We start from the raw sequence: 24,180 nt of genomic DNA, 5'->3' as shown, positions 1-24,180 counted from the left end.
ATATTAGCGCCTCGTCGCCAGCTTCATGATCCACGGAGCAATTTCAGGCAGCGGCAAGACAGCCGAGCAAATGCCCGCCGTCGCCACTGCTCCCGGCATGCCCCACACAACCGAGGTGCCCTCATCCTGGGCAATAACCGTTCCGCCGGATGCCACCACAGCCTGTCCCCCCTTAAGTCCATCGGACCCCATTCCCGTCAGAATGCAGGCGACGACCCGCTTGCCATAGGCGGCACAAATGCTGCGCAGCATGGGGTCGACGGCAGGCCGACAAAAATTTTCCGGCGGATTCTTGTTAAGCCTAATAATTTTGTCGGTGCCCTTGACCTCCACCACCATGTGAAAGTCGCCGGGCGCGATATAGACACGGCCGCCCCGAATGACCTCGCCATCGACGCCTTCCTTGGCGTCCCAGCCGGACACGCGGCTGATGTGTTCGCCCAGGATGGTGGTGAAGGTGGCGGGCATGTGCTGGGTGATCAGAATGGGTTGGGTAACCGTGCCCGTCCGCATGGCGCCCAGCAGGGTAAACAGCGCCTGCGGGCCGCCGGTGGAAGAACCGATGGCGATGACATCGGGGTGTTCCGCCGGGTGGTTTCGCAGGTTCAACGGCCCCGGCGGGTGGATGGCCACCCTGGCGGGAGGAAGCGGCGCCAGCGGACGCGGCGTCAGCGGCGGCGCACCGGCCGGGCGCGGCAGGCGGTTGGGCGAGCGGTGACGGGCCTGACCCAATGCCCGGATCTTGCCGACCAGTTCAGCCTTGAAATCTGCTCCGCCCGCCAAATCCTTGGTCGCGGTCGGCTTCGGGATATAGTCCGCCGCGCCCATTTCCAGGGCGCGCAGGGAAATATCGGCGCCCTTCATGGTCAAGGTGGACTGCATGATGATCTTCAGGCCGGGATCGGCCTGGAGCAGTTTCGGCAGCGCCGTCATGCCGTCCATGATCGGCATTTCGATATCGAGGATGACCACGTCGATTTCGTTGCGGTCCAGGGCGGCCAAGGCCATCTGGCCGTTCCCAACCGAGGCGACGATCTGGATGCCTTGTTCGGCATCCAGGATGCGGGTCACCAGCCCGCGCACAACCGCGGAATCATCGACCAGCATGACCCGGATGGGGTCGCCGGTGGCGGCGTGGCTCTGTGACAATGGGGCCTCGGTGGTCATGGGTGCGATATATCCGCAAGTTGCCTAGAGCAGGCCCACCTGCGAAAACTTCGCCTGCAGGATTTCACTATCGAACGGCTTCATGATGTATTCATTGGCGCCCGCGGTGATGGCCTCCTGGATATGCTCGATATCGTTTTCCGTGGTGCAGAAGACGACGATCGGGTGATCCCCACCTGGCAGGGCGCGCATGGCGCGCAGGAAGTCGATCCCGTTCATGACCGGCATATTCCAGTCCAATAGGACGGCATCCGGCATGGCGCGCTTGCAGGCCTCAAGAGCCTGGGCGCCGTCTTCGGCCTCCTCGGTCTTGAAACTCAGCTCGTGCAGGATCTTCTTGGCCACCATCCGGATGACCTTGGAATCGTCGACGATTAGACAGGACTTCATGCCCAAGCTTGCCTCCGGTGGAAAGATCGCCGCCCCTGGCAGGGACAGCCTACCTCTTCAATGCACAGTTTACCAACGCCTATACTATTCGTTCCGCGAGAAATCCAGCAGCTTGCCCACATCAAGCACCACCAGCAGCTTGTCTTCAAGCCGATAGATGCCGATGGAGAATTCTCGCCAGTGGGGATCCAACGTCGGGGGATTACGTTCGAACTTGGCGGCCGGCAGCGACAGGACTTCGCCCACCGAATCCACCATCAAGGAATAGAGTTCGCCGCTCATATCGACGACGACGCTCATGCCTTTCTTGTCCGCCGCCCGGTCCGGCAGGCCGAGGCGCAGCCGGACGTCGATGGCGGTTACGATACGGCCGCGCAGGTTCAGGCTGCCCGCCACTTCGCGGGGAGCCAGCGGAATGCGGGTGATCTTCTGGGGCCCCAGGACGTCTTGGACCGTCAGCACCGGAATGCCGAACAACTGGCCTTCGATGAACATGGTGACGAAGTCCTGGGTCTCGGGAGCGGCAAGCTCCGTCACCTGGCGCTTCCCGGCTGGAACGATCTGGTTCATGCGGCACCTTTGGAGGCTGCGATGGTCGAAGCCAGGGTCTGTAAGAGGGCATCGCGGTCGAACTTGGCGATGTAATCGTTGAAGCCGACCTGACGCCCGCGTTCAAAATCCTTTTCGGTGGCGTGGGACGACAACGCCACCATGGGGATCTGCGCCCAGCGGGCGTCGGAACGGACCGCCTGGGCAAACTCGAAGCCGCTCATTCCCGGCATTTCGATGTCGCTGATGATGGCGTCGAATTCGTCGCCCCGTTCACGCAGCGCCAAGGCCTTGTCGGGGCCTTCCACCGAGATGACCTCGTAGCCCGCCACCGACAGCAGCGGGGTCAGCAGGTTGCGGAAGAACGGCGAGTCGTCGACCAGCAGCACGCGGGGCTGTTGGTAGTCGGAATTGCCGAACTCCTTGTCGTTGCGGCCGAACCAATCGCCGAACGCCTGCGGCAGGTAGTAGCCGGCGTCGATGATGGTGGTCGCCTTGCCCGCGATGACCGCGGTGCCGATGATGCCGGGATTGCCGTCGGACAGTTCGACGCGCAGGCGGTCCTCGACGATATCGACGATCTCATCGACCACCAGGCCCATGGTGTGCTCCTGGTCGGAGAACACCAGCACCGGCTGGCGGCCCTCCTCGCGGAAGTTCATGGAGCCGTCGATGGAGATCAACGGCATCAGATGGCCGCGATACTGGACCATGGGCTTGCCGTGGCTGTGTTCGATCTCGCCGACCTCGATTTCTTCCAGTCGGGCCACCAGGGCCAGCGGCACCGCCTTGAGATCGTCGCCACCGGCGCGGAACACCAGCAACGAGGTCTTGGACTCGGCGTGGCTTTCGCGCACGGCCTGGGCATCGCCCGCCTGGGCACCGCCCAGCAGACCGGATTCGCCGGTGGCGCCCGCGATGCCGTTGGGGTCCAGGATCATGATCACCGAGCCGTCGCCCAGGATGGTGTTGCCCGAGAACATGGCGATGTGGCGCAGGATGGGCGCCACCGGCTTGACCACGATTTCCTCGGTATCGAACACCCGGTCGACGATGATGCCGAAGGTGTAGGTGCCCACCTGGGTCACCACGATGAAGGTTTCCTGTCGCTCCTCGCCGTCCTCGGCCAGCAGCAACTGACGCTTCAGCGAGACCAGCGGCAACAGACGATCGCGCAGGCGAAGAACCGGCGCGTTGTTGATCATCTCGATGCCGTGCTCGGAGTTGTTGGTGACGCGCACCAGTTCCAGCACGCTGATCTGCGGGATGGCGAAACGCTCGGAGGCGCATTCAACGATCAGGGCGGAGACGATGGCGAGAGTCAGCGGGATCTTGATGATGAAGCTGGAGCCCTTGCCGGGCACGCTCTTCAACTCGACGGTGCCGCCGATCTTTTCGATATTGGTGCGCACCACGTCCATGCCGACGCCACGGCCCGAAACGCTGGTGACCTTTTCGGCGGTGGAGAAGCCGGCCTTGAAGATGAACTGGTAGATCTGCTGCGGCGTCAGGGCTTCCAATTCGGACTCGCTGGCGAGTCCGTTCTGGACGGCCTTTTGCTTGATGCGCTCCAGGTTGAGGCCGCGACCGTCATCGGAAATCTCGATGATGATGTGACCGCCCTCGTGATAGGCGTTCAGAACCACCTTGCCCACCTCGGGCTTGCCGATGCGCTTGCGCTCTTCGGTGGGCTCCAGGCCATGGTCGGCCGAGTTGCGCACCATATGGGTCAGCGGATCCTTGATCAGTTCCAGCACCTGGCGGTCGAGTTCGGTCTCGGCGCCCAGCATCTGAAGGTCGATCTTCTTGTTCATTTCGACCGAGAGGTCGCGGACGATACGCGGCAGCTTGGCCCAGGCATTGCCGATGGGCTGCATGCGGGTCTTCATCACGCCTTCCTGAAGGTCGGTGGTGATGTGGCTGAGGCGCTGCAGCGGGGTGGCGAACTCGCTGTCATCCTTGCCGCGAACCATCTGGAGAAGCTGGTTGCGGGTCAGCACCAGTTCGGACACCAGGGTCATCAGATTTTCCAGCAACTCCACATTGACGCGGATGGTCTGGGCGGCGACGGCGGATTCCTTGGCCTCGGCCGGAGGTCCGGCGACGACCGGAGCGGCGACGGCGGGCGGCTGCGGGGTGGGCGCGGGAACGCTGGCGACGGGAGCAGGCTCGGGCTCGGGCTCGGGTTCGGGCTCGGGCGGCGGCGCTGCTGCCGCAGCGGCGGCGGCGGCGGCCTTGGCCGATTCGGCGACGGACTCGAAGGTCGGCATGGGCGGCGGCGGCGGCGGCGGGGGAGAGCCTGCGGCACGGCCATCGGCCATGGCATTCAACTGGGCGATCAGATCGTCGTCGCTGCCCTCGGGCTCGCATTCGTTCTGTTCCAGGTGACCCAGGATCAGCTTGATGCGGTCGATGGACTGGAGAATCAGCGTCACCGCGGCGGGCGTGACCTCAAGCTCGCCTTCGCGGAACTTGCCGAGCACGTTCTCGCCCGCATGCGCCACATGTTCGAGGCGCGGCAGGCCAAGGAAACCGCAGGTGCCCTTGATGGTGTGAACCAGACGGAAGATATTGCCGAGGATCTGCGGATCGTTCGGGTTCTGCTCTAAATTCACCAAAGCCACGTCGAGCGTGGAAAGACTTTCCGACGTTTCGGTCAGAAATTCACTGAGGAGATCATCCATGGTCGTCTCCAGTAGGCCCCTACAAACCGTCTTCGGGCGGTTTCAAAACTCCCCGCGCCGACAAAAACCGAAGGCGCAGGATCGACTAATAGCACGGCTGGTTTGTCTTTAGAAGAACCCAGACCGGGATAAATCCGCTTTCGTAACGAAATTCGTCAGATGCTGATCCGCCCACCGTTCGGTTCTTGTACGATCTTCAAAATTCCGCCGTTTTTCTCCATCAACCGCCGGGCGAAGCTGGCCTGGGCAATCCGAGGTCCGTTCGGCGTAATGCCCGATGTCAGCGCTTGGGCGATGTCGTCCCCCAATTGCGCGCCTTGGCCGACAAAGCTTACCGCGATGCCAAGACCGCTTCCCGGCGGCGGCGCGATGTCCACCGTCACCTTGCCGCCGCGCGCCAGCGCGTCGCGGGCCAGCAACACCATGTTCAGCAGCAGCCGAGCCGTCTCCCCGCTCAGGCGCTGGGGCGCGCAATTCCAATCCAGCGCCAAGTCGGCATTGCCGCTTGATGCCACCGCCCGCAGATAGCCCGCCGTAAGATCGCGCACCGCCGCCGCGGGCTGTTCCGATCCGGCCGGACCGAAGGCGGCGCGGAAAAATCTCAGCCTGGCCGAGGCGCCCGACGCGCTGGCGGAAACCAGCTGCGCCGCTTCGGCGTCGTAGCCGTCTTCCAGCAATTCCGCTCCGGCGGCGGCGGCGCCGACCGCCCCGGCCATGTCATGGCACAGGCGGGCGCACAGCAGCTCGGCGAGAAAGAGATCGTCGGTGGATGTCATGGGGGGATTAGAGCCAAATGCACCGGGGAGGGACGCTCGAGCAACCATAGTGAACGCGCGGGAATGGCGAAAGGTGATTCACCGTTTCAGAATTGCCACACTCTCCAGATGGGCAGACCACGGGAACTGGTCAATAGGCGTAAGCGAGGTTACCGTCCATCCGCCATCGGCCAGCACGCGGAGGTCTCGCGCCAGGGTCGCCGGATTGCACGACACCATCACGATGACGCGGGGACCGCCCTTGGCGGCGGCGGGCTTGGCCAGTTCCGCCACCTGGGCGCTTGCCCCGGCCCGGGGGGGATCCAACACCACCGAGCGATAGGCGACCAGTTCATGGGCCGCCAGGGGGCGGCGGGCAAGGTCGCGCACTTCGGTGGTGATGGGGAGAGCTTTGCTCCGGGCGGCGGCGTCCAGCGCCGCCAAGGGGCCTTGCTCGCCCTCCACCGCGTGGACCGGACCGAGCAGCGCCAGCGGCGCGGTGAAGCTGCCGCATCCGGCATAGAGGTCGAGCACCGGAAGACCGGCGGTCACCCCGGCGGTCACCAACTGCGTGATGGCGATCTCGCCACCGCGAGTCGGTTGCAGGAAGGCGCCGGGGGAGGGTTCCACCATCACCCCCGAAAACCCAACCTCCGCCGGGCGGCGCCGCGCGATGGGCTCGACGAATCCGGTTCCGGGGCGTCGCCAGGAAAGCCGCGCCAGATCGGCGGATTCGGCGAATGCGGCCAGTCTCTCGCGGTCGAACAGGTCCAGGCGCGCCTCGGCCTCCACCAAGACGTCAAGCCCCCCTTCGGTCAGGGTGGCGGTGACGTCGCCGCCGGTGCCTTCGGGGACGATGGCGGCCAGCATGGCGCGCAGCGGCGCGAGCAACCCCACCAGGACGGGCTCCAGCAGCAGGCAGCGCTCCACATCGATGATGGTGTGGCTGGCCCTGGCGTTGAAGCCCAGCAGGGCCGCGCCCTTGGCTCGGGTAAAGGCGAAGGTGGCGCGACGGCGGCTGGCTGGCGGCACCCGGATCAGGGGCGCGATGGCAAGATCGCCGAAGCCGTGGCGCGCCAGCGGAACCGCAAGCAGATCGAGCTTCCAGGCGGCATAGGCGTCGTCGGCCAGATGCTGAAGACCGCAGCCGCCGCAGCGGCCGAAATGGGGGCAAGGCGGCTCGACGCGATCCGGGCCGGGCTCCATGACCTCGATCAGTACGGCGGCCAAGCCGTCACCCCGTCGGCTTTCGACGCGGGCCACGACCCTGTCGCCGCTCACGGTGAAGGGAACGAAGACCGCCTCGCCGTCCAGCCGGGCGACGCCGTCGCCCCGCGCGCCGATCTCGTCGATCACCAACGCGACGGTGCGGGCGGCGGGCGGCGCCGCGCGGCTTTTGCGGGCTTGGCCGGAATGGCGGCGCGGTGGCTTTCTCATTTCAGGCGGGCGCGGGTCAGGTCGGCGAGAAAGCGGGCGAATATGTCCGATACGCCCTTTTCCATGGCGGCGGCCACCGTGGTGACAGTGTCGGAATCAGTGGGGGTCTGGGCGTCGTAGGTTTCCAGCAACACCAAGGTTCCGTCACGGGCCGAGACCACGCTCAACTGGATTTCGATGCTCACCATGGAACGGTCGGCCAGTTGTTCGAAGCGGCGCACCTTACCGCGCAGGCTCCAGTCGGCCAGGACGCGCAGATCGGGCGTCACCACCCGGTCGGCGGCTCCGGCCTTGGTCAGGAAAGCGGCCAGCCGATCCTGAATCATCAGCGCGGGCGGCTCGCTCCAGTAGTCGTATTTATAATGGGCAAGCGGTCCGCCGTCCTTGGCGGAAAAGGCTATGGCCCGTTCGGTCAGCGCCCCGTCAGCCGCCAGCCGGTCCACCTCCAGCGCGCCGGTCAGCACCGGCTTGGCGAGGCGGGGCGCCGCGGCAGGCTCGATCCGGTAATAGTTGTCGGGCGGCGCCGCCGGTCCGGCACATGCGGCCAGGGCGAGAAGGGGAAGAAGGAAGAAAAAACGCATTCTCATTGCCGTACCCCTATTTCCGCCCCGGCCCGTCGTCGCCGCGCTTGGTTCCGCCGATCAGCACGCCGGGGTTCTCGCGGATCTGGCGGCTGAATTCGTGCAGATTGCGGGTGGTTCCGTCCAGATTGTAGGTAATGGAATCGATATTGCGCGACACCGCTTCCAGGGTGTGGCGCAGATCCTTCAGGCTGTGATCCATGGCGTCCTTGTTGCCGGTCACCGTCTTGTCCAGGGTGGTCAGCACCGAATCCACCTTGTGGCGGCTTTCCTGCAATCCGGCCGACAGTTGGGCCAGATTGACCAGCGACTGGCGGACCTGTTCCGCATTGGCGTCGTTGATCACCTTGGCGGACAGGGTTCCGGTCATGCGCTCCACATCGGCGGTGATGCGGGGCGTCTTGGCCGACAGATCGGCGGCGACCGCCACCAGATGCCCCATCAGTTCGGGGGCATGTTTTTCCAGAATGGTTCCCACCGCGCCGATCTGCTGGTTCAGGCTGAACAGCAGGGGCTTCAAGGCGCTTTGATTGAGGTCGGTGATCTGCTCGGCCACGTCGCTCATGGCGGCGAACATATTGGCGGCCGGGGCGCCGGTGATTTCGGCGCCGCTCGCCAGCATGTCGGGCGACGCGCCCGCCTTGATGTCGAGCACGGCGGCGGCCAAAAGGCCCGAGGCGGCGACGCGGGCGACGGAATCCTTTGGGATGCGCCAGTCGTCCTTGATGGACAGCTCCAGCCGGAACATGGTCTTGGCGTCGGCGCGCTCGGCGGTGATGTCCTCGACCTGACCGATGGCGAAGCCCTCATAGGTCACCTTGGTGCCGTATTTGACGCCGGTGACATTGGCCAGATGGGTGTGATAGACGCTGGTCGATCCGGTGCGTCCCGTCAGCAGCGCCACCACCGCCAACATGGCGACCAGCATGGCCAAGGTGAAGCCGCCGACCATGACATAGTTGATCCGGGAATCCTTCATGACCGGTTGGCCCCATTGGTCTGGGCGGCACCGGGACCGAGCAGCCGACGCAGATAGGCGTCGGGGTCGAGCTCGGCTTCCTCGGTGCGGCGATTGAGCAGATTTTGAATGCGAATATCGGTGCTGGCGCGGATGGCCTCGACGGTGTCGAGCGCCAGGACTTTGCCCCGGTCCAGCACGCAGATACGGTCGGCGATCTTGAAGGTGGAGTCCAGATCGTGGGTCACCACCACGATGCTCATGCCCATGGCGTCGCGCAGCCGCAGGATCAGATCGTCGATGGAGGAGGCCACCACCGGGTCCAGCCCGGCCGAGGGCTCGTCGCAGAACAGCAGTTCCGGGTCCATGACGATGGCGCGTGCCAGGGCGGCGCGCTTGATCATGCCGCCCGACAGCTCGGCGGGCTTCAGATCCTCGAACCCGGCGAGACTGACCACTTCCAGCTTGAGGCGGGTCATGATGCCGATGGTGGTCTCGTCGAGCTTGGTGTGCTCGCGCAGGGGAAGGGCGATGTTGTCGCCGATGGACATGGAGCTGAACAGGGCGCCCGACTGGAAGGCGACGCCGGTCCGGGTGCGCAATCGCTGATGCTCCAGCGGCGTCAGCCCTCCCAGATCCTGGCCCAGGATGCGGATGGTCCCGGAACTGGGCGACAGCAGGCCCAGCAGATGGTTGAGAAGGGTGGTCTTGCCCGAGCCCGACCCGCCCATGATCACCATGATCTCGCCCTTCTTCACCGTCACATTGACGTTGTGAAGGATCTGGCGGTCGCCGTAATGGGTGTTGAGCGCCACGACCTCGACGCTGTTGGCGCTGGCATTGTCCTTGCGGCCGACCATCAGCGGGTCACCATGAAGACGAAGACCATGTCGGTGATGACGATGGCCGAGATGGCGTGCACCACCGAGCGGGTGGTCATGCGCCCGACCCCTTCCGCTCCGCCGGTCACCGAGGCGCCGTTGACGACGCCCACCACGGTGATCAGCACGGCGAAGATGCCGCTCTTGGCCAGTCCGTGCAGCATGTCGTTCAGCTTGACCAGCTCGATGACGTCGTTGCCGTAGGCTCCCAGGCTGCTGCCCAGTTGCGGCGCGATATAGAGCCCGGCGGCGAACAGCCCCACCAGATCGGCCCACAGGGTCAGGCAGGGCAGCATCACCAGCATGGCCACCAGGGCGGGAACCACCAGGAAGCGCACCGGCGAGATGCCCATGACGGTGAGCGCGTCGATCTCCTGGTTGATCCGCATGATGCCCAGCCGGGCGGCCAGGGCCGAGCCCGAGCGTCCCGCCACCAGGATGCCGGTGATCAGCGGGGCGAATTCGCGCACCGTCGACATGGCGACCCCCAGGGTGACGCGGGATTCGGCGCCGAACAGCTTCAGCGAGTAGATGCCCTGGATGGCCAGCATGATGCCGATGGTGCCCGACAGCACGGTGACGATGGGCAGGGCTCCGATGCCGATTTCCATGGCCTGCTCGACGATGGGGCCAAGGCGCACCGGCTGGCGGCGCTTGCCGCCCATGACCAGCCAGAACAGGCTTTCGCCCACCAGCGAGGCGGCGAAGCCGAATTCCATGAGCCCGGCCACCGCCCGGCGGCCCAGGCGGTCGAGAAATCCGATCAGCGCCCCCCCTTCGGCCACTCCCGCTCACTCCTCATGCCGGGGCGCGGGCGTCTCGCCCGCCGATACGGCCGGGACGGCCGCGCTCCAAGTTTATTTCAATGCCGCCTCAAGCGTGTCGGCGATGGTGAAGACCCGGTCGAGACGGGCCAGTTGCAGCACCCGGCGCACCGGATCGGCCAAGGCCGCCAGGGTGAAGGGCGAGCCGTTCTTGCGCGCCATCTGGTAGGCCTCCACCAGACCGGCGACGCCGGAGCTGTCGATATAAGAGACGCCCGACAGCTCGACCACCACCGCCTTCTTGTCCAGCATCAGGTCCATCAAGACCTTGCGAAGATTGGGTGAATGGCTGAGATCCACCTCGCCGGACAGGGTGACGACGGTGACGGCGCCGCTTTGGCTGGTTTGCATAATCATGGGCTTATCCGCTTGACCATTTGCAACAGGTTGCCGATTCCGGCCGGGGGCGGCAGAAAATCCACTTGGTCCATGATGGACCGCATCAGATGGGTTCCCAAACCGCCCGGCCGCACATCATCGAGCGCCCTCGGCCTGATCTTAGCCACTTCGACGGGAGGAGCGAAGTCCATAAGTCGTATGACCAAAAGATCCTCGTCGCGCTCCACCTGCACCACCACGTCGCCGTCGCCACCCATATAGGCGTGGCGGATGACGTTCTGGCAGGCCTCGTCCACCGCCAGCACCACGTCCTGGACGAGGTCGTCATGGCACCCCAATTCGCGCGCCGTCCGCGTCACGTCGGCGCGAATCTGCGCCAGGGTCTCGGCGCGGGCCGAATAGCGGCGGATGAACGTGCTTTGACCGCCGGGCCTGACGTCTTCCACCACCACCAGGGTGACGTCGTCGCGCAGGCTTCCGGCGCCGTCCAGGGAATGCACGATCGCCTGGATGCGCTCTTCCGCCGGCATGGCGGCGAAGGCGTCGAACAATCCCTTGGCGCCGTCGCTGCCCAGCATGCCGCCGTCATGGGTTCTGACCTCCGTCAGTCCATCGGTGAACAGATAAAGGGCGCCGCCGTTCAGATCCACCACGCTTTCCGGGCAGCCGTCGGCGAACAGGTCCGGCGCGATGCCCAGGGGCGGCATGCCGTCCTCGATGGCGTGGAAGCCGTCGTCGCGGCGAACCAGCGGTGGTTCGTGCCCGGCATTGGCCAGCACCACCCGGCCGGTCTTGGGGTCGAGGATTCCGGCCAGCATGGTGACGAACATGCCCGCCAGTCCGGTTTCGTGGAGTTCGGCGTCGATGGCGGCCAGCAGGCGGCCGGGTCCGTCTTCCCGCTTGGCGAGGCAGCGAAACAGGCTGGCGGTCTTGGTCATCAGCAGCGAGGCGTTGACCCCCTTGCCTGACACGTCGCCGATGGCGAAGGCGATGCGGCCGTCGGCCAGCGGCACGATCTCGTAGAAATCGCCCGAGACGCCCCGCGCAGGCAGATTGACGCCATGGACGGGATAGCCGGGCGGCATGGGCGGCGGCAGCATGGCGCGCTGGATTTCCGAGGCCAGCGCCAGTTCGCGGCGAAAGCCCTCCTGCTCCGCCATTCCCGCCACCAGCCGCGTATTGATCAGCGCCAGGGCCGACGACATGGACAAGGCGCGCAGCAATTGGGCATCCGTCGGGGTAAAGGCCTCGCCGCCCTGCTTGTTGAACAATTCGATGGCGCCCAGCTTCTGGCCACGGAACGACATGGGGGCGCAGAGGATGGAGCGGGTGACGAAGCCGGTGGCGTCATCCACAGAATTGGCGAAATCGGGATCGAGCCGGGCGTCCCTGACCAGTTGCGGGCTGTCCAGATCCACCGTCCGCCACACGATGCCGCGTCCGGGGGCAAGGCGCAGTCCGGTCAGATCGGTGGGGCCGATGCTGGCGTGACAGACCAGCTCGCCGGTATCGGGCTCCAGCAGGAACAGCGACGAGGCTTCCGCATGCAGCCGCTCGGTGACCCGGGTCAGACCCAGCCGCAGGGTGGTTTCCACGTCCTGGGACATGGCGAATTCGCTGGTCATCTCGATCATCAGATCGAGATGGCTGGAACCGGCGCCCTGGTCAGGTTGGATTTTCGACATGCCCCATCATGCCTTGCTGCGCGGCTTTGCGCTAATTGAGTCTGGCGTCCGCTTCGGCCAGACTGACGGCGAGCGAGACAAATCGCTTTGTCCGATCCTGGTGAATCTTGCGCAAAAGGCGTTCGTCGGCGGTTACGAAAATTCGCTGCTCGGCCTCCGCCATGGCCAGATAGATGCAGTCATAGGCGGAATGGTCGAGAGCGATGGCGATGGCTGAGGCCGGTTCCAGAAAGGGCCGCATGGGCATAAGCTCCATATCGGCGCGCATCAGCAGGCTGGCGGCAAGCCTGACCTCGTCGGCGGAAAGTTCTCCCCGGCGCGCCTTCTTCCATAGGATGTTGGCGCATTCCGCCATCAGCAGATCGGGGGCGGCCAGGGAATGCTTGCGCAAGGCCAGGGCCGCCTGGCTTCCCTCCTCCTCTATGATCCATTTGATGGCGACACTTGCGTCGATGATGAAAGCACTCACCGTTCGTCACGCCCCTCGCGCAGCAGGGCTTCCGCCGGGGTGTGGCGACGTCCCCGCGTCATGGCGCGGAACTCGGCCGCCAGATCGTCGAAGGAGGGTTCAGGCTCGCCGGTCAGGGCTTGGCGGAGAATTTCCCGATGCTCGGCCTCGGCCGAACGGCCGTGGCGGGCGGCACGGCGTTTCAATCGGGCGATCAGATCGTCGTCCAGATTGCGAACGCTGAGACTTCCGGTCATGGCTCACCTCATTGATGGCAATGAGGGCAATCATAGCATGGATCGGGGCTTCTGTCGTTCCGTGATCAGCCCGGGATTCGCGCCTTCATCTCTTCCACCGCTTCCACCAGGCCCGAGCGGGTTCCCATTTCCATGGCCGAATGTCCGGCGTCGGCGATCAGGCGTAGCTTGCATCCCGGCCAGGAGCGGGCAAGATCGTCGGCGCTGACCGGCGGACAGACCATGTCGTAGCGCCCCTGGACGATGATGCAGGGCAAGTGGCGGATGCGGCCCAGGTTCCGCAGCAACTGGTCGGGATCCAGGAAGCCGGCATGGACCATGTAATGGGCCTCGATGCGGGCCATGGCCAAATTGCCGGGGCCATCGGTTTCAGGTTGCGCCGTGGGTGGCGGCAAGAGGCGGGCGCAGGCTTCCTCGTAGCCGCACCACACCCGCGCCGCCGCCAGATGGACGGCGGGATCGGGATCGTTCAGCCGGTGCATATAGGCGGCCAGCGGATCGGCGCGTTCGGCGGCGGGCAGGAAATCCATGAAGCGAAGCCATGCCTCGGGGAAGAAGTTCCGCATGCCGAACAGGAACCAGTCCACTTCCTCGGGGCGGAACAGGAAGACGCCGCGCAGGACGAATCCGGTGCAGTTCCGCGGATGGGTCTCGCCATAGGCCAGGGCCAGGGTGCTGCCCCACGAACCGCCGAACAGCAGCCAGCGCTCGACGCCGAGGAACCGGCGCAGCGCCTCCATGTCTTCCACCAGATGGGCGGTGGTGTTGGCCTCCACCGAGGCATGGGGGCGCGATCGTCCGCAGCCGCGCTGGTCGAACAGCACGATGCGCCAGAACGACGGGTCGAAGAAGCGGCGATAGGTGGGCGCCGTTCCCGCCCCCGGTCCGCCATGAACAAACACCACCACCGGTCCCGACGGATTGCCGGAAACCTCCCAGTAGACGTGGTGGCCATCGCCGACCGACAGCATCCCGGATGCGACGGGATCGATGGGATGAAACAGATCCATTGGGCCTCGTCATCTGTGGTCGTGCCCACTATGCCAGTTCGTCCGGTCATTGACGCCACCAAATTGGCGGCCTAAACCCGCGTTTATGAAAGTGGACGATTTCGACTTCGATCTCCCCCGCGAACTGATCGCCGAGCGCCCGGCCGAACCGCGCGGTTCGGCGCGGCTGCTGCATGTGGGCGCCCAAGGCCTGATCGACGGTCGGGTGGCCGAACTGGCGGGAATGCTGAAGCCCGGCGATGTCATGGTGTTCAACGATACCCGCGTCATTCCGGCCCGCCTGTTCGGCCGACGCGGCGAGGCGGGCGTCGAGGTCACCTTGCATCAGCGCGTCGCCCTGGACTCGTGGAAGGCCTTCGCGCGGCCCGCCAAGAAGCTGCGGCCCGGCGACCGGGTGGACTTCGGCCACGGCTTCTCGGCGGCGGTGGTGGAAAAGGGCGAGGCGGGGGAGGTCACGCTGCGCTTCGACCAGTCGGGCGAGGCGCTGTTGGCGGCGCTGGAAGAGTTCGGCCGCATGCCGCTGCCGCCCTATATCCGCAAGGGCCAGGCCGACGAGCGCGACAAGGGTGATTACCAGACCGTCTTCGCCCGCGCCAAGGGCGCCGTCGCCGCCCCCACCGCCGGGCTGCATTTCACCCCGGACTTGCTGGCCGAGCTTGACGCCAGGGGAGTCAGGCGGGTGACGGTGACCCTGCATGTGGGGGCGGGCACCTTCCTGCCGGTCAAGGTTGACGATACCGCCGACCACCGCATGCATTCCGAGATCGGGGTGATCTCCGCCGATGCCGCCGCCGCCGTCAACGCCGCCAAATCGGCGGGCGGGCGGGTGGTGGCGGTGGGCACCACCTCGGCGCGCCTGCTGGAAAGCGCCGCCGATGAGACGGGATGCCTGCATCCCTTCGACGCCGCCACCGATATCTTCATCACCCCGGGCTACCGGTTCAGACTGGTGGATGTCTTGATGACCAATTTCCATCTGCCGCGCTCGACCCTGTTCATGCTGGTCTCGGCCTTCATGGGGCTGGACCGCATGAAATCGGCCTATGAACACGCCAAGGCCTCGGGCTACCGGTTCTATTCCTATGGCGATGCCTGTCTGTTGGAGCGAAAGGCGAGTCCCTGATCCGTCATGCGACGCGCTCCACCGGCTGTCGATGATTCACCACCAAGACACCAAGTCACCAAGAGGGCGGAGCAAGAGGTCGCCCCCAGACGCGTCGTCATCACACGGAGAGCAAGAAACCGTGTCGATCTCTTGGTGTCCTTGGTGCCTTGGTGGTAAATCCACCGTCATGTCCCATGCCACCGATGGCCGATTTAAACCGGACGGCCGTGGCGCAAGCCCGTTCATGATCAAAAGAGTTGAAACCACCGATGATGACAGACTTCAAGTTCGACCTTCTCGCTACCGACGGGCAGGCCCGGCTGGGGCGGGTGCATACCGCCCACGGCGTCATCGACACCCCGGCCTTCATGCCGGTGGGAACCGCGGGCACGGTGAAGGCCATGCTGCCCGGCTCGGTGGCCGCCACGGGGGCGCAGATCGTGCTGGGCAACACTTATCATCTGATGCTGCGGCCGGGGGCCGATCGGGTGGAACGGCTGGGCGGGCTGCACCAATTCATGAACTGGCCGGGGCCGATCCTGACCGATTCCGGCGGCTTCCAGGTCATGAGCCTGGCCAAGCTGCGCAAGATGGATGCCGACGGCGTGACCTTCCAGTCCCACCATGATGGCTCCAAGCATCGCCTGACCCCGGAAAACTCCATGGAAATCCAGCGGCAGTTGGACGCCGACATCACCATGGCCTTCGACGAATGCACCCCGTTTCCCGCCACGCCGCAACAGGCGGCCGAGTCCATGCGGCTGTCCATGCGCTGGGCGGCGCGCTCCAAGGCGGCCTTCACGCCCCGTCCCGGCTATGGCCTGTTCGGCATCGTTCAGGGCGGTATCTATCCCGATCTGCGGGCGGAATCGGCCAAGGCGCTGCTGGAGATCGGCTTTGACGGCTATGCCATCGGCGGCCTCGCGGTGGGCGAGGGGCAAGAGGCCATGTTCGCCACCCTCGACGTCACCACCCCGCTGCTGCCCGAGGACAAGCCGCGCTACCTGATGGGCGTCGGGCGGCCCTCGGACATCATCGGCGCGGTGATGCGCGGCGTCGACATGTTCGACTGCGTCATGCCGACCCGCTCGGGCCGCACCGCCCAGGCCTTCACCAAGCGCGGCACCGTCAATCTGCGCAATGCGCGCCACCAGGACGATCCGCGTCCGCTGGAAGAGGGTTGCGCCTGCCCCGCCTGCCGCGATCATTCCCGCGCATACCTGCATCACCTCATCCGCTCCGAGGAAATCCTCGGGCCGATGCTGCTGACATGGCACAATATCCAGGCCTATCAGGATCTGACGCGATCCCTGCGCGCCGCCATCGCCGAGGGGCGGGTGGAGGCGTTCGCGGCCCGTGCCGCCGAACTGGAAGCCCAAGGCGATATCGCCGCGCTGTGACGGAGGGACCATGCTGGACCAACTGGACGGATTGCCGCTCGATCTCCCCGAGGCGGCCCAGGCGGCGCTGAAAGCGGCGGGGGCGCAGTGGCACGACGAGGCGACGGCCGAGGCCAAGGTGCGCGAAGCCCTGGCCCTGGCGCCCGATGCCCTGGCGGCGCGCATCGGCGCCTATAAGTTCTATTTCTACCGCCATCGGCTGGACGAGGCGCTACCCCATGCCCGCTCCTGCGTCGCCTTCGCCCTCGACGCGTTGGGACTGGGCGAGGATTGGCGAGCGGTCAAGCCCCATGACGCCGCCTTCGTGGGCACCGCCGTCACCTTGGGGCCGCTGCCCAAGCTGCTGATGCAGACCCTGATCGCCACCGGCTATGTGCTGGCGCGGCTGGGCCGCATCGCGGAATCGGAAGAGGCGCTGTCCAAGGTGGTGGAACTGGACCCCACCGACCGGCTGGGAGCGGCCCGCCTGCTGGCCACGGTGCGGCGCGGCGGCATCGAGGAGGAAGACCCCGAGTGATGGACCATGCCGCCTATGGTCTGGCCTGGCTGGTCTTCGGCCTGACCCATTCCGCCCTGGCGGGGCGGACATGGTTCGGGCGGTGGTCGCGCATTGTATACAATGTGATTGCCACCCTGCAGTTCCTGGCGGTGGCGGCGCTGGGCGCCAAACTGCTGGGCGACCGGGCCGTCTTCGTCATGCCCGAGCTTGCCCGCTGGTCCCTCGGCGTGGTCCATCTCATGGGCTGGGGCATCGTGCTGGCCTCGGCCCGCTTCTACGATCTGGGCAGGCTGGGCGGCCTGACCCAGTTGCGCCACCCCGAGCTTGCCCCCGACGAGGGCCTGCGCACCGACGGCCCCCATGCACGGCTGCGCCATCCCCTCTATGCCGGGGCCTTCCTGATCCTGTGGGGAGCGGCCCTGTCGCCGCTGGGACTGGCGACGGCCTGCTGGGGCAGCCTGTACCTGCTGATCGGCACCGCCTGCGAGGAACACCGCCTGCTGCGGCGCTACGGCGAGGCCTATGCCGAGTATCGGCGCCGGGTGCCCGCCTTCGTGCCGTGGCGCGGCCTCCCCTTGCCTCTCCCGCCGTTTTGTCCTAACACCAGCCCTGCGACAAAAGGCAAGGGCGAGGTCATCATGGCGGACGGGCATTCCACTCCGGTTCTGGGCATCATCGGCGGCTCCGGCGTCTACGACATCGACGGGCTGACCAACAAGGAATGGCGGCGGATCGAAAGCCCGTTCGGGGCGACCTCGGACGAATTCCTGTTCGGCGAACTGAACGGCCAGAAGCTGGTCTTTCTGCCGCGCCATGGGCGCGGTCACCGCATTCCGCCCTCGGAATTGAACTTCCGCGCCAATATCGACGCCATGAAGCGGGCCGGGGTCACCGAGATCCTGTCTGTCTCGGCGGTGGGCTCGTTGAAGGAGGAGCTGCCGCCCGGCACCTTCGTCATCGTCGACCAGTTCATCGACCGCACCTTCGCGCGCACCAAGAGCTTCTTCGAGACCGGTCTGGTCGCCCATGTCAGCATGGCCCATCCGGTCTGCGGCCGTCTGGGCGATCTGGTGGAGGCGGCGGCCAAGGAGGCGGGAATCATCTGCGTGCGCGGCGGCACCTATCTGGTGATGGAAGGCCCGCAGTTCTCCACCCAGGCCGAAAGCAATCTCTATCGCCAATGGGGCTGCGACGTCATCGGCATGACCAACATGCCCGAGGCCAAATTGGCCCGCGAGGCCGAGATGTGCTACGCCTCCGTCGCCATGGTCACCGATTACGACTGCTGGCATCCCGATCACGACGCGGTGACGGTGGATGCCATCGTCAAGGTGCTGCTGGCCAATGCCGACCGCGCCCGCTCGCTGGTCAAGACGGTGGCCCCCAAGGTGACCGGGCGCAAGGCGCCTTGCGCCAAGGGCTGCCACACCGCGCTCGACAACGCCATCATCACCCATGGCGAGGTCCGCGACCCCGCCGTGGTGGGACGGCTGGACGCGGTGGCGGGGCGGGTGCTGAAAGGCTGAAATTTCATCGTCATTCCCGCGAAGGCGGGAATCCATGTGTCAGGCGGCACGATTTCGAGGCCTGCCCTCTGCTGTTCCGACCATGGAGCCCCGCTTTCACGGGGGTGACGAATTAAGTGGCGCGAGCCTGTCTTCCCCTACGGCACTTGCGTCCGCCGCCCCATTGCGGCACCTTGGCCCCGGCATGGGGAGAGTGACGCAATGCGCGCGGTGATCGCGGCCGTCCTGGTTTTGAGTTCGCTGTCGGCGCCCGCCGTCGCCCAGGAGGCGACGGTGCCCGCGGCTTGGCTGGACCCCTTGTCCATGGGAATCGGAGCGCTGCTGGTCTTGCTTCCGGCGGTGGCGGCCCTGGCATTCTTGCGCTGGCGCATGGCCAATTGGGAAAAGGAGGCGGTCAAGGCCGGTTCCGACGCCGAACGCATGCTGGAAAGCCTGCTGGCGGCGCCCGACGGTTTTTACGGCTGGCTCGCCGAGCGGGAACTCTGCTCGCGGCGGCTGGCGGTGCTGCTGGGGCTGTATGCGGGCACCGATTCGACCTTCATGGATGTGCTGGAATCCTTCGCCGCCGCCGATGCCGCCCGGCTGGATCTGGCGGTGCGCCAATTGAGGCAGGACGGCCAAGGCTTCGAGTTGGAAGTCGGCCTGCGCGACGGCGGCCGCCGGGTGCGCGCCGCCGGTGTGCGCGCCTCCAACGCCGACGGCGCCGCCCTGGCCGATCTGGTGTGGATGCACGACGTCACCGAGGGCGCGGCGGTGGAAGAGGAACTGGCCGAGCGCATCGACGGGCTGGCGGCGGAACGCGAACGGCTCGACGGCCTGCTGGGCGTGTTGTCGGTGCCGGTCTGGGTGCGCGATGACGATCTGTCGCTGGTCCATGTGAACCGCGCCTATGCCCGCTCGGTGGATGCCGCTTCGCCGATGGCGGCGGTGGCGGGGCAGATCGAACTGGCCTCCGACGGTTCGGTGCGCGAAGCCCGCGCCTTGGCCGCCCGTGCCCGCGCGGCGGGCGAGCCGCGCTCGGAGAGTTTCCATCTGGTGCTGGGCGGCCAGCGCCGTTTCACCGAGATCACCGAAGCCCCCTTCGAAACCGGCGACGGCGAGTTGCTGACCGCCGGTTTCGCCATGGACCTGACCCGCATCGAGGAATTGCAGGCGGAACTGGCCCGCCACGCCAGCGCCCATGCGGAAGTGCTGGAACATCTGTCCACCGCCATCGCCATTTTCTCCACCGACACGCGGCTGACCTTCTTCAACACCGCCTTCATGCGGCTGTGGCGGTTGGAATCCGATTGGCTGGCGGCGCAGCCCACCTATGGCGCGGTTCTAGACAGCTTGCGCGAACGCCGCCTGTTGCCCGAGGTGGCCGATTACCGCGCCTATAAGGAAGACGAGCTGAAGCGCTTCATCTCGCTGATCGACGCCGCCGAGACCCTGCTGCACCTCCCCGACGGCCGCACCCTGCGCCGCATGATCTCGGCCCATCCCTATGGCGGGCTGATCTTCACCTATGAGGACGTCACCGACACCCTGGCGCTGGAACGCTCGTTCAACACCATGCTGGCGGTGCAGCGCGAAACCCTGGACCATCTGCACGAGGGCGTGGCGGTGTTCAAGGGCGACGGCAGGCTGCGCCTCTACAACCCGGCCTTCGGCCGCATCTGGGGATTGGCCGACGCCAATCTGGCGGGCGAACCCCATCTGGCCGAACTGGTGGAGGCGCATCGCCCCTATTTCGAGGGCAGGCCCGACCGCGCCTCAGACTGGCCGCTGGTGCGCGACCGGCTGATCGCCCTGTTCAATGATCGCGTCCCCCGTGAAGGCAGGCTGGAACGGTTCGACGACACCATCGTCGATTTTACCTCGGTGCCCTTGCCCGATGGGGCCATGCTGCTGACCTGGCTGGACGTCACCGACACCGCCCGAGTGGAGAAAGCGCTGCGCGAGCGCAACGAGGCCCTGGCCGCCGCCGACATGCTGAAAAGCGAGTTCATCGCCAATGTCTCGGCCGAGGTCCGGAAGCCGCTGACCACCGTCATCGGCTTTTCCGAGATGCTGTCGGCCGAGTATTTCGGCAAGCTCAACAAGCGCCAGCACGATTACGCCAAGGGCATCACCGAGGCGGGCCAGGGGTTGCAGACGCTGATTTCCGATATCCTGGACCTCGCCGCCATCGACGCGGGACAGATGCGGCTGGAACTGGACACCGTCGACGTCCACCCCATGCTGTCGGCGGTTCTTGGGCTGGTGCGCGAAAGGGTGCGCGAGAAGAAGCTGTCGCTGGAATTCGACTGCCCGCTGGACATGGGCTGGATTGTCGCCGACGAACGCCGCCTCAAGCAGGTCTTGTTCAATCTGATCGGCAACGCGGTGAAGGATTCCGAGGCGGGCGGCAAGGTGTGGGTGGGCGCCGAGCGGCGTCCGGCGGAAATCGCCTTCACCATCACGGATTCCGGCCCCGGCATGAGCGCCGAGGAGCAAGCCCGCATCTTCGGCGGTGACGCCTACCGTCGCCGCTCCGAGGTGGTGCCGGTCGGCGGCGGACCGGCGGCCGGCCTTGGACTGGCCCTGGTGGAACGCTTCGTCGATCTGCATGGCGGCCGCATGGAGATCGCCTCTGCGCCGGGGGAGGGAACCACGGTGACCGTCCGGCTTCCCACTGGCGAGGGTCTAACTTAAGTCGAGGGTGGCTTTACTCCGTCTGCCCGTCCCGTCATCATGCCGTCAAGCGGACGGGAGGATGCAGACATGAAGCTTGGGCTGAAGCGTTTGGTGGCAGTGGTCGGCATGTGTCTTGGGCTGTCGCAGCCGTCTTGGGCGGTGACGGTGGTGAGCGAAGAGTTCAAGATTTCGTCCAAGCAGCCGAATGTGGAACTTTACCTCCGTAACAAGCATCCCGAGGCCCTTTACAGCGTGAAGCCGGAACGGACCGTCCTGTTCATTCACGGCGCATCCTATCCCGCCCATTCCTCCTTCGATTTCCCCATCGACGGCAAAAGCTGGATGGATTGGCTGGCCGAGCAGGGCTACGACGTCTATTCCCTTGATATTCGCGGCTATGGCAAATCCACCCGTCCGCCCGAAATGAAGCAGACGCCCGAGGCCAATGCGCCCATCGTCGATACGATCCAGGCGGTGGAAGACCTGTCCTCGGCGGTGGATTTCATCTTGTCTCGCCGTAATTCCCAGCAATTGACTCTCGTGGGCTGGTCCTGGGGCGCCACGGTGGCGGGAACCTATGCCTCGACCTCCGCCGAGCGGGTGGGGCGGCTGGTCCTCTATGCGCCGCAATGGCTGCGCAACGTCGCCCCGCCGTCGAGCGCCGAGATGGCGAAGGTGCCCGCTTGGCGCAACGCCGATCCCCGCCATGCCCGCGATATCTGGTTGAAGGGGGTGCCCGCGGACAAACGCGACACGGTGCTGCCCAAATCGGTGTTCAATGCCTGGGTGACCACGACCCTGGCCAGCGATTCCGAACCGGCGGTGCCGGGAACCGTCCGTGCTCCCAACGGGGTGGTGCTCGACACCATGAAATACTGGGCCTCGGGCAAGCCGCGTTGGAATCCCGAGTTGGTTTCGTCGCCCGTGCTGGTGATTCAGGGCGAATGGGATGCCGAGGCGCCGCCCGCCATGGGCTTGGTGGTGTTCAACACGCTGACCCACGCCTCGTTCAAGCGCTATGTCATGGTGGGCGAAAGCAGTCATGCCGCGCTGTTCGAGGCCAATCGGCGACAGCTCTATCAAGCCGTCCAGGAATTCATCGAGGCGCCCATTCCTTAAAAGGGGCGCTCCGTGATACTATGGTCACGACCATGGTCATGGAGGGACGCATGCACATCGTCAAGGCGGGCGAGTTCAAGGCCAAATGTCTTCAGCTGATGGATGAGGTCGCTCAAACGGGCGAGTCGGTCATCATCACCAAGAACGGTGTTCCCGTGGCGCGACTCGCGCCGCTGTCAAGCAAGCCTGACAGCTTGTTCGGCATCATGAAGGACTCCATCCATGTTCACGGCGACATCATGTCCCCAACCGCCGAGGCTTGGGAGGTCATGGCGTGAGTCCGACGCTTCTCGATACCCATGCCCTTGTCTGGCTATTGCAGGGCAGCGGTCTGGGCCAAGCGGCGAAAGAACATATTCATCAAGCCCATAAGGCGGATAATCTGGCGGTTTGCGCCATCACCTTCTGGGAGATCGCCATTCTGATCCGCAAGGGGCGTCTTGACTTGGGGGTGGGGGCCGCCGCATGGCGAAGGAGTGTCCTGGCCCTGGGTATCCAGGAGTTTGCCGTCGATGGGGGCATCGCCGTCGAATCCGTGGATCTGGAGGCACTGCACCCGGACCCCGCCGACCGGCTGATCCTATCGACCGCCCTGCGTCATGACGCGGCTTTGGTCACCGCCGATGAGCGGCTCCTCGCCTGGGAAGGGCGTGTCGTCAGAATCGATGCGCGCCGTTGACTCTTGCGCCATGGCTGCGATATAAACTGAACCGTCCAGTCTAGTTCAGTATCGGGCGCATCGCCATGAAGAAGCCTGTCCTCCTTGCCGCCGCCGTTGCCGTCATCGCCGTGGGGGGCTGGGCCACCAGCCGCTGGATGGCCGAATGGCGCTGGATCGAATCCACCGACGACGCCTATGTGGACGGCGACATCACCGCCATGGTGCCCAAGGTGGCGGGCTATGTGGTGTCCTTGCCCGGCGGCGACAATAGGCCCGTCGCCAAGGGCGATGTGCTGGTCCGCATCGACGACCGCGACTACCGCGCCAAGGTGGACGAGGCCCGCGCCCAGATCGCCGCCCGCATGGCCCAGTTGATCCAGGTGGAGGATCGTCATGCGGTGCAGGTGGCGCTGATCTCCCAGTCGGGCGCCTCCATCACGGCGGCCCGCGCCGACGTCATCCGCGCCAAGGCCGATTTCGAACGCAGCCAGCGGCTGGTGAAGGAGGACTTCGTCAGCCGCCAGCGCTACGACATCACCGCCGCCGACGCCGCCAAGGCCCAGGCCGGTCTGACCGGCTCGGGCGCCGGATTGCAGGCCGCCCAGCGCCAACTGGCGGTGTTGGCCTCGGAAAAGGTCATGATCCAGGCCCAGATGGAGCAGGCCAAGGCCGCCCTGACCCTGGCCGAAAGCGATCTTGACGCCACCGTCATCCGCTCGCCCGTCGATGGGGTGCTCGGCAATCGCGCCGCTCGTGACGGCCAGTATGTGCGCCCCGGTCAGATGCTGCTGGCGGTGGTTCCGCTGGACCGGGTGTGGATCGACGCCAATTTCAAGGAAACCCAGTTGGCCCGCATGAAGCCGGGCCAGAAGGTGGAAATCCGGGTCGACGCCTTTCCCGGCCAGGTGATCCAAGGCCGCCTCGACAGTTTCGCCCCCGCCACCGGGTCCAAGTTCAGCCTGCTGCCCGCGGAAAACGCCACCGGCAACTTCACCAAGGTGGTGCAGCGGGTGCCGGTGCGCATCCTGCCCGCCGACGACAACGCGCTGAAGGGCATGCTGCGGCCCGGCATGTCGGTGGAGGTCAAGGTCGATACCCGGGATTCGTCGTCATGAGGACGGGCGGACACACTTCCCCCTCACCCCGCCCCTCTCCCTCAGGGAGAGGGAGATCGACCGAAGGGAGGTGCGGCCAAGGGCCGGCGCGCCGCGTGGCGCGAAAGCCAAGCTCGCGGAGCGAGCGCCCGG

General features: G+C 65.7%; 24 protein-coding genes. 9 read left to right on the top strand and 15 right to left on the bottom strand.

The window, feature by feature from the left end; all coding sequences use genetic code 11:
* Positions 1–3 precede the first annotated feature (3 nt).
* The 15 genes from CU669_RS12120 to pip form a co-directional block, all read right to left on the bottom strand.
* A complete protein-coding gene (locus CU669_RS12120) occupies positions 4–1,167 on the bottom strand; it encodes a protein-glutamate methylesterase/protein-glutamine glutaminase (protein ID WP_192884611.1) in 1,164 nt (387 codons plus the stop codon).
* Between the two features lie 24 nt (positions 1,168–1,191).
* Positions 1,192–1,557, bottom strand: a complete 366-nt coding sequence (locus CU669_RS12115; RefSeq protein WP_112145010.1) for a response regulator — start codon at positions 1,555–1,557, stop codon at positions 1,192–1,194.
* A gap of 84 nt (positions 1,558–1,641) precedes the next feature.
* Entirely contained in the window at positions 1,642–2,127 is a 486-nt protein-coding gene (locus tag CU669_RS12110) for a chemotaxis protein CheW (protein WP_112145008.1), read from the bottom strand.
* Entirely contained in the window at positions 2,124–4,790 is a 2,667-nt protein-coding gene (locus CU669_RS12105) for a hybrid sensor histidine kinase/response regulator (RefSeq protein WP_112145006.1), read from the bottom strand. The genes CU669_RS12110 and CU669_RS12105 overlap by 4 nt, the downstream gene beginning before the upstream one ends.
* 155 nt (positions 4,791–4,945) lie before the next feature.
* Positions 4,946–5,566: a histidine phosphotransferase family protein gene (locus CU669_RS12100; protein ID WP_161539658.1), complete on the bottom strand. Its 621-nt coding sequence runs from the start codon at positions 5,564–5,566 to the stop codon at positions 4,946–4,948.
* Between the two features lie 78 nt (positions 5,567–5,644).
* Complete coding sequence (locus CU669_RS12095; RefSeq protein ID WP_112145002.1) at positions 5,645–6,982, bottom strand: class I SAM-dependent RNA methyltransferase; 1,338 nt, start codon at positions 6,980–6,982, stop codon at positions 5,645–5,647.
* Positions 6,979–7,569 (bottom strand): ABC-type transport auxiliary lipoprotein family protein, encoded by a 591-nt coding sequence (locus CU669_RS12090; RefSeq protein ID WP_112145000.1) that lies wholly within the window; start codon positions 7,567–7,569, stop codon positions 6,979–6,981. Before CU669_RS12090 ends, CU669_RS12095 begins: the two co-directional genes overlap by 4 nt.
* Positions 7,570–7,579: 10 nt before the next feature.
* On the bottom strand, positions 7,580–8,542 hold the full coding sequence (locus CU669_RS12085) for an MlaD family protein (protein WP_239988689.1): 963 nt from the start codon (positions 8,540–8,542) through the stop codon (positions 7,580–7,582).
* Complete coding sequence (locus tag CU669_RS12080) at positions 8,539–9,381, bottom strand: ABC transporter ATP-binding protein (RefSeq protein WP_112144998.1); 843 nt, start codon at positions 9,379–9,381, stop codon at positions 8,539–8,541. Before CU669_RS12080 ends, CU669_RS12085 begins: the two co-directional genes overlap by 4 nt.
* A complete protein-coding gene (locus tag CU669_RS12075) occupies positions 9,381–10,187 on the bottom strand; it encodes an MlaE family ABC transporter permease (RefSeq protein ID WP_239988688.1) in 807 nt (268 codons plus the stop codon). Before CU669_RS12075 ends, CU669_RS12080 begins: the two co-directional genes overlap by 1 nt.
* 72 nt (positions 10,188–10,259) lie before the next feature.
* Positions 10,260–10,583 (bottom strand): STAS domain-containing protein, encoded by a 324-nt coding sequence (locus CU669_RS12070; protein WP_112144996.1) that lies wholly within the window; start codon positions 10,581–10,583, stop codon positions 10,260–10,262.
* Complete coding sequence (locus CU669_RS12065) at positions 10,580–12,250, bottom strand: ATP-binding SpoIIE family protein phosphatase (RefSeq protein WP_112144994.1); 1,671 nt, start codon at positions 12,248–12,250, stop codon at positions 10,580–10,582. The genes CU669_RS12070 and CU669_RS12065 overlap by 4 nt, the downstream gene beginning before the upstream one ends.
* Positions 12,251–12,281: 31 nt before the next feature.
* Positions 12,282–12,719, bottom strand: a complete 438-nt coding sequence (locus CU669_RS12060) for a type II toxin-antitoxin system VapC family toxin (RefSeq protein WP_112144992.1) — start codon at positions 12,717–12,719, stop codon at positions 12,282–12,284.
* Positions 12,716–12,955, bottom strand: coding sequence for a FitA-like ribbon-helix-helix domain-containing protein (locus CU669_RS12055; RefSeq protein ID WP_112144990.1), 240 nt, complete (start codon positions 12,953–12,955; stop codon positions 12,716–12,718). The genes CU669_RS12060 and CU669_RS12055 overlap by 4 nt, the downstream gene beginning before the upstream one ends.
* Before the next feature lie 65 nt (positions 12,956–13,020).
* Positions 13,021–13,965, bottom strand: a complete 945-nt coding sequence (gene pip / locus CU669_RS12050) for a prolyl aminopeptidase (RefSeq protein WP_112144987.1) — start codon at positions 13,963–13,965, stop codon at positions 13,021–13,023.
* An 85-nt stretch (positions 13,966–14,050) separates the two neighbouring features.
* Here pip and queA point away from each other — a divergent pair, with 85 nt between their 5' ends.
* The 9 genes from queA to CU669_RS12005 all read left to right on the top strand — a co-directional run bounded on the left by queA (position 14,051) and on the right by CU669_RS12005 (position 24,048).
* The gene (gene queA / locus CU669_RS12045) at positions 14,051–15,088 is read left to right on the top strand and encodes a tRNA preQ1(34) S-adenosylmethionine ribosyltransferase-isomerase QueA (RefSeq protein ID WP_112144985.1); all 1,038 of its coding nucleotides are present in this window, start codon (positions 14,051–14,053) and stop codon (positions 15,086–15,088) included.
* Between the two features lie 254 nt (positions 15,089–15,342).
* Positions 15,343–16,470, top strand: a complete 1,128-nt coding sequence (tgt, locus tag CU669_RS12040) for a tRNA guanosine(34) transglycosylase Tgt (RefSeq protein ID WP_112145108.1) — start codon at positions 15,343–15,345, stop codon at positions 16,468–16,470.
* A gap of 10 nt (positions 16,471–16,480) precedes the next feature.
* Complete coding sequence (locus tag CU669_RS12035) at positions 16,481–16,987, top strand: hypothetical protein (protein WP_112144983.1); 507 nt, start codon at positions 16,481–16,483, stop codon at positions 16,985–16,987.
* 620 nt (positions 16,988–17,607) lie between these two features.
* Entirely contained in the window at positions 17,608–18,495 is an 888-nt protein-coding gene (locus tag CU669_RS21630; protein WP_205119447.1) for an S-methyl-5'-thioadenosine phosphorylase, read from the top strand.
* 201 nt (positions 18,496–18,696) lie between these two features.
* On the top strand, positions 18,697–21,171 hold the full coding sequence (locus tag CU669_RS12025; RefSeq protein ID WP_112144979.1) for a PAS domain-containing sensor histidine kinase: 2,475 nt from the start codon (positions 18,697–18,699) through the stop codon (positions 21,169–21,171).
* A 69-nt stretch (positions 21,172–21,240) separates the two neighbouring features.
* Positions 21,241–22,272, top strand: a complete 1,032-nt coding sequence (locus tag CU669_RS12020) for an alpha/beta hydrolase (protein ID WP_112144977.1) — start codon at positions 21,241–21,243, stop codon at positions 22,270–22,272.
* 50 nt (positions 22,273–22,322) lie between these two features.
* A complete protein-coding gene (locus CU669_RS12015; protein ID WP_112145106.1) occupies positions 22,323–22,550 on the top strand; it encodes a type II toxin-antitoxin system Phd/YefM family antitoxin in 228 nt (75 codons plus the stop codon).
* Positions 22,547–22,951, top strand: coding sequence for a type II toxin-antitoxin system VapC family toxin (locus tag CU669_RS12010; protein ID WP_161539657.1), 405 nt, complete (start codon positions 22,547–22,549; stop codon positions 22,949–22,951). Before CU669_RS12015 ends, CU669_RS12010 begins: the two co-directional genes overlap by 4 nt.
* A 65-nt stretch (positions 22,952–23,016) precedes the next feature.
* The gene (locus tag CU669_RS12005; RefSeq protein ID WP_112144973.1) at positions 23,017–24,048 is read left to right on the top strand and encodes an HlyD family secretion protein; all 1,032 of its coding nucleotides are present in this window, start codon (positions 23,017–23,019) and stop codon (positions 24,046–24,048) included.
* Positions 24,049–24,180 lie beyond the last annotated feature (132 nt).

This window comes from Paramagnetospirillum kuznetsovii (assembly GCF_003284725.1).
Classification (GTDB): domain Bacteria; phylum Pseudomonadota; class Alphaproteobacteria; order Rhodospirillales; family Magnetospirillaceae; genus Phaeospirillum; species Phaeospirillum kuznetsovii.
The sequence above is the reverse complement of the archived record's forward strand: the minus strand, read 5'-3'. Positions and strand labels throughout refer to the sequence as shown.

What these genes read in the sequence shown, in the direction of transcription:
- CU669_RS12120 (WP_192884611.1), bottom strand. Translation starts at nt 1,167, where the DNA reads ATGACCACCGAGGCCCCATTGTCACAGAGCCACGCCGCCACCGGCGAC.
- CU669_RS12115 (WP_112145010.1), bottom strand. Translation starts at nt 1,557, where the DNA reads ATGAAGTCCTGTCTAATCGTCGACGATTCCAAGGTCATCCGGATGGTG.
- CU669_RS12110 (WP_112145008.1), bottom strand. Translation starts at nt 2,127, where the DNA reads ATGAACCAGATCGTTCCAGCCGGGAAGCGCCAGGTGACGGAGCTTGCC.
- CU669_RS12105 (WP_112145006.1), bottom strand. Translation starts at nt 4,790, where the DNA reads ATGGATGATCTCCTCAGTGAATTTCTGACCGAAACGTCGGAAAGTCTT.
- CU669_RS12100 (WP_161539658.1), bottom strand. Translation starts at nt 5,566, where the DNA reads ATGACATCCACCGACGATCTCTTTCTCGCCGAGCTGCTGTGCGCCCGC.
- CU669_RS12095 (WP_112145002.1), bottom strand. Translation starts at nt 6,982, where the DNA reads ATGAGAAAGCCACCGCGCCGCCATTCCGGCCAAGCCCGCAAAAGCCGC.
- CU669_RS12090 (WP_112145000.1), bottom strand. Translation starts at nt 7,569, where the DNA reads ATGAGAATGCGTTTTTTCTTCCTTCTTCCCCTTCTCGCCCTGGCCGCA.
- CU669_RS12085 (WP_239988689.1), bottom strand. Translation starts at nt 8,542, where the DNA reads ATGAAGGATTCCCGGATCAACTATGTCATGGTCGGCGGCTTCACCTTG.
- CU669_RS12080 (WP_112144998.1), bottom strand. Translation starts at nt 9,381, where the DNA reads ATGGTCGGCCGCAAGGACAATGCCAGCGCCAACAGCGTCGAGGTCGTG.
- CU669_RS12070 (WP_112144996.1), bottom strand. Translation starts at nt 10,583, where the DNA reads ATGATTATGCAAACCAGCCAAAGCGGCGCCGTCACCGTCGTCACCCTG.
- CU669_RS12065 (WP_112144994.1), bottom strand. Translation starts at nt 12,250, where the DNA reads ATGTCGAAAATCCAACCTGACCAGGGCGCCGGTTCCAGCCATCTCGAT.
- CU669_RS12055 (WP_112144990.1), bottom strand. Translation starts at nt 12,955, where the DNA reads ATGACCGGAAGTCTCAGCGTTCGCAATCTGGACGACGATCTGATCGCC.
- pip (WP_112144987.1), bottom strand. Translation starts at nt 13,965, where the DNA reads ATGGATCTGTTTCATCCCATCGATCCCGTCGCATCCGGGATGCTGTCG.
- queA (WP_112144985.1), top strand. Translation starts at nt 14,051, where the DNA reads ATGAAAGTGGACGATTTCGACTTCGATCTCCCCCGCGAACTGATCGCC.
- tgt (WP_112145108.1), top strand. Translation starts at nt 15,343, where the DNA reads ATGACAGACTTCAAGTTCGACCTTCTCGCTACCGACGGGCAGGCCCGG.
- CU669_RS12035 (WP_112144983.1), top strand. Translation starts at nt 16,481, where the DNA reads ATGCTGGACCAACTGGACGGATTGCCGCTCGATCTCCCCGAGGCGGCC.
- CU669_RS21630 (WP_205119447.1), top strand. Translation starts at nt 17,608, where the DNA reads ATGGCGGACGGGCATTCCACTCCGGTTCTGGGCATCATCGGCGGCTCC.
- CU669_RS12025 (WP_112144979.1), top strand. Translation starts at nt 18,697, where the DNA reads ATGCGCGCGGTGATCGCGGCCGTCCTGGTTTTGAGTTCGCTGTCGGCG.
- CU669_RS12020 (WP_112144977.1), top strand. Translation starts at nt 21,241, where the DNA reads ATGAAGCTTGGGCTGAAGCGTTTGGTGGCAGTGGTCGGCATGTGTCTT.
- CU669_RS12015 (WP_112145106.1), top strand. Translation starts at nt 22,323, where the DNA reads ATGCACATCGTCAAGGCGGGCGAGTTCAAGGCCAAATGTCTTCAGCTG.
- CU669_RS12005 (WP_112144973.1), top strand. Translation starts at nt 23,017, where the DNA reads ATGAAGAAGCCTGTCCTCCTTGCCGCCGCCGTTGCCGTCATCGCCGTG.